General features: G+C 73.4%; 3 protein-coding genes and 1 pseudogene. All 4 read right to left on the bottom strand.

The features are described from left to right. Window positions 1–370 (bottom strand): annotated as a pseudogene (locus tag E2651_RS44890) (hypothetical protein); the annotation flags it as partial. Continuing rightward, the gene (locus E2651_RS41770; RefSeq protein WP_135336489.1) at window positions 360–1,412 is read right to left on the bottom strand and encodes a MoxR family ATPase; all 1,053 of its coding nucleotides are present in this window, start codon (window positions 1,410–1,412) and stop codon (window positions 360–362) included. The gene E2651_RS41770 and the pseudogene E2651_RS44890, both read right to left, overlap by 11 nt. A 98-nt stretch (window positions 1,413–1,510) precedes the next feature. Next, entirely contained in the window at window positions 1,511–3,223 is a 1,713-nt protein-coding gene (locus E2651_RS41765) for a trypsin-like peptidase domain-containing protein (RefSeq protein ID WP_135336488.1), read from the bottom strand. Then, window positions 3,220–3,597 carry a CU044_2847 family protein gene (locus E2651_RS41760; RefSeq protein WP_135336487.1) on the bottom strand — a complete coding sequence of 126 codons (378 nt, stop codon included), beginning with the start codon at window positions 3,595–3,597 and terminating at the stop codon, window positions 3,220–3,222. The genes E2651_RS41765 and E2651_RS41760 overlap by 4 nt, the downstream gene beginning before the upstream one ends. Window positions 3,598–4,030: the final 433 nt, after the last annotated feature.

Below are 4,030 nucleotides of genomic sequence, written 5' to 3'. Positions count from 1 at the left end.
CGGGGACGCGGAGGGGGGTGTGGTCCGAGGCCGCGTCCGGTGCGCGGTCCTGCCCTGGGATCGGTGACGGAGCGCCTCCGTCCGTCGGGGCCGGAAGTCGCAGGGGCACCCGGTCGTCCGGAGGAGGGTTGGGTGCGGCGGGTGTCTCGCTCGGTGGTGACACGCGCGTCGGCGGTGGGGTGGATGGTGCAGGCGGCGATACGTCGTCGGGCGCGTCCGGCGACGTAGGCTCCGCGCCGCCCATCTGCCCTGCCAGCCACACCAGTTCGGCCAGCTCGATGGAGGTCGGCCGGGAGCCGTCCGCCGTCTGCGCGAGGAGATCGGCGAGCCGCGCGAGAGGTCCCCGGTGCCGGGGTGCGTCAGAGTCCATCGGGGCCCGGATCCGCCGACTGTGTGAGATACGGCATCAGTTGGCGGGCGAGGTCGTCGCGCGATGCGGCGTCGACGCCCGCCGCGCCGGTCAGATAGATCGCGTTGAGGAGCTGGTCGGTGGCGAGCTCTCCGCCGGTGCCGCGCTCCAGGAAGCGGGCGATGAGGGAACGGGCGTAGGCGTCGGGCTCGCCCAGGTGGGCGCGGACGATCTCCTCCAGGTGTTCGTCGCGCGGCTGGCGGAGGCGCAGCGTGACGCAGCGGCGCAGGAAGGCGGGCGGGAACTCGCGTTCGCCGTTGCTGGTGAGGACGACGAAGGGGAAGGCCCGGCAGCGCACGCGGCCGCGCTCGACCGTCACCGGGTCGTCCGAGCCGTCGGCCAGCAGGTCCGCCTTCGGGGCGTGCTTGGCGATCCGGACCAGCTCGGGGATCTCGTACTGGCCCTCCTCCAGGATGTTCAGGAGGTCGTTGGGCAGGTCGAGGTCGCTCTTGTCGATCTCGTCGATGAGGAGGGCGCGGGGGCGGTCGTAGGGGAGGAGCGCGGTGCCGAGCGGTCCCAGACGGAGGTGGTCCTCGATGCCCGCGCCGGAACGGCCGTCCTCGACGCGGGGACCGCCGGAGCGGCCGTGCCGCAGGTCCCGCGCGGCCTGGTCCTTCGCCGCGTACAGGCGGGAGAGCGGGTCGTACTGGTAGAGGCCGTCGTGCAGCGCGCTGCGGCTCGTGATGTTCCAGCGAAGGACCGGGCCGAGGCCCAGCTCCCGTGCCACCGCGTACGCGAGGCTCGACTTGCCGCTGCCGGGCGGGCCCGTCACGAGGAGGGGGCGCCTCAAGTACAGGGCAGCGTTGACGAGTTGGACGCAGGTCTCCGTGGCGCGGTAGGTGTGCGCCCGGTGTACGCGGTCCGGGGAGGTAGCCGAGCCGTCGTCCGTGGGCGTCTCGAGGACCGGGCCGCCGTCGAAGGCACGCCAGGGCGGGGGCGGAGGCAGCCGGGTGATCCCGTCGTGGGGCTCGTTCGTGCCGGTGTAGACGGGCCACAGGGACATGGTCTGGGTTCTCCGAATCCGTCATTCGTCATGCGTACGTCTTCGTCATTCGTAGGTCGTTCGTCATTCGTAGGTCGTTCGGCATTCGTTCGGCGGGCTCAGGCGACGGGGGAGTGGCGGTGGGCGGCGGGTGCGTCGGGGAAACAGCGCGGGTCGTCCCAGAGGAGCTGTACGTCCCGCGCCCAGTGCTTGTCCGGCTCGTCCGCCGCCTCCGCGGACTCGCGCAACGCCAGTATGGTGCGCGGGAGTTCGGCGGGCGGAGTTCCGTCCACATGGGCCGAGATACGGTCGAGGAACTCCGAACCGGCGCAGTCGGCGCCCGCCGGGCCGTGCCCCTCGGCGCCCTCGCAGCCCGTGCGGGGCCACAGCAGCACCGGCACGGGCGCGGTCAGCGACACGTCGAAGTGCGTCACGTCGGCGCTGTCCGGTCCGGTGCGGCCGGTCCGGGGCGGCGACCCGAACCCCGCGAGGTCCGCGCCCTCCCGGCGCAACCGGAAGCGCAGCTTGTTCGGCTTCTCCTGGGTGCCGCATTCGACGCGGTGCAGGGAGGTTGCCGTACGGCCGTCCAAGTGCTCCCATCTGCGGGCCAGTTGGTGACGCAGGCCGCCCTTGCGGCGGGACCGCTCGGTGACGACCAGCGGATAGGAGCAGCCGAGCGGCGTCGGGTCGTCGGCGCCGCACTCCCACTGGGCCACCGGCCAGTTGAGCAGCGCGCGGGGCAGCACGAAGGCCAGCAACTCGTCCGTACCGGGGGCGAGATGGGAGAAGGCGTCGTCGACGCGCTCCTGGACGTAGCTCCGCACGCTGCCGGTGGCCAGGGTGTCCGAGCCGACGGGGTGGCGGTGGCCCTCGCGGTACGCGGAGACCTCGACCAGGAGCTGGTCGTCGCCCGCGCCGCTGTGGTCGATCTCGACGAGGATCGGGGACCAGTCCGGCGGCGCCCCGGACGGGGCCGTGGGCCGGGGCGCGTCGAGCAGCCCGGTGAGGCGGTCGGCGAGGCGGGTCAGCGCTTGTGGCTCGTCGACCTCGGAGAGCACGTACCAGGCCGCCGACCACAGCGAGCCGAAGCCACCGCGCGGCACGGGCGGGCCGAACGGGCCCACCGCGTCGTGGTACAGCCGCTCCGGGTCGACCGCGGGCCCCCTGCCGGCCGCCCGCTCCACCAGCTCGCGAAGGCGTTCCTTCGCCGCCCGATGGTGGCCGGGGGTGGGGACCAGGTCGCCGAGCGGGGCCCAGTAGCGGGCCATCACGGAGGTGGGCAGCATCCTGCCGTTGCGTACGCCGGTGGAGGCGCGGGCGGCGGCCGACACCATGCCCACCACGCGGTTGCTGTCCGCGAGGGTCACCGCCGCGCCGCTGAACCCCGGGGCGAGGGGCTGCCCGTGGGCGCTCCACGCCTCCAGCTGCACCCACTCGTCGGCGATCAACTGGGCGGCGGTGGCCCGGTACTCGGCCAGGGTGCCCTCCGGATAGCCCTTCGGGAAGCCGTACACGAGGAGCCTGGGCCGGGGTTCGGCGTACGCGTCGTCGGGCGCCGCGAACTCGGCGGGCGGTACCGGCACCGGGCGCGCCAGCTCCAGGACGGCGAGGTCCCCCGGATCGTCACCGGACCCGTCCCACCCGCCGTGCGCTTCGACGGCCGCGGACACCTCGCCGAGGTCCCCGCGGTGCGGAAAGGTGACGCTGACCGCCGCCCGATCACTGCCCCGCACGACATGCGCACAGGTCAGCACATGCCGCTCGGACACCAGGAACCCGGCCCCGACCTCGCCCCCGCACACGATGCGGGCATGCCACGATGCGCTGCTCATGAGGAGGCGGTGGCCTCCGGGGGCAGGCCTGCCGGGGGATCGGCGACGGGCGCCGGGGACCGGCCGGGAGTCCACGCCAGGCGCACCACCAGATGGCCCTCCGCCGTGCCCTTCACGATCACCGCGCCGGCCTCAGCCGACATCCGTACGCCGAACTCGATCTCCACCGAGTCGGGGCGCAGGCTGCCCTCCCGGAACACCCGCAGCGCGGACTCCGCGGCCGCGCGCGCCCCGGCGAGCGAGCTCTCGAAGGTGCGGGCTGCCTGTGCGGGGCCGTCGCCGCGCGAGATGAGGTGGGAGCCGTGCGGGTCGTCCACGTCGGCCATGACGACCCGCGCGCCGTCGTCGGTCCTGAACTCCACCAGATCGTCCATCACTGCCCCGTCACTGCCCCTTCGAACCCCGCGTACCGCGTGCCGCACGTTAACCGTCTGCCAACTGCATTGTCACGGAAGGTGCTTGTCGCTGTCAGCCGTCTGCCGGGCAACGGCCGGAGACAGGTGCGGCTGGCGGGAAGGTGCCCTGGCGGCTTCCCGCCAGCACCGGTCAACACCCCCGCAACACAAGCCCCCTGACACTCGTCGCAGCACCCGGGAACCACCCCCGCCCGGGCCCGACGAAGAGAGGGCACCCATGACCAGAGCACCCGCGTGGCGAAGAGCGAGGCTGCTGCCGGCCGTCGGCCTCGCGTTCGCCCTGCTCCCGGCAGGGCAGGCCGCTACCGCGGCTCCTTCCGGCGTGCCGCTAGGGCTAGCCCTTATACACATCTCCGAGCCCACGAGACGCTCATGAACCTCGTATGCCGCC

Origin of the sequence: Streptomyces sp. MZ04 (genome assembly GCF_004684775.1) — a bacterium.
GTDB lineage: Bacteria > Actinomycetota > Actinomycetes > Streptomycetales > Streptomycetaceae > Streptomyces.
Note: the sequence above shows the minus strand (reverse complement) of the source record. Positions and strands in the feature narration are given on the sequence as shown.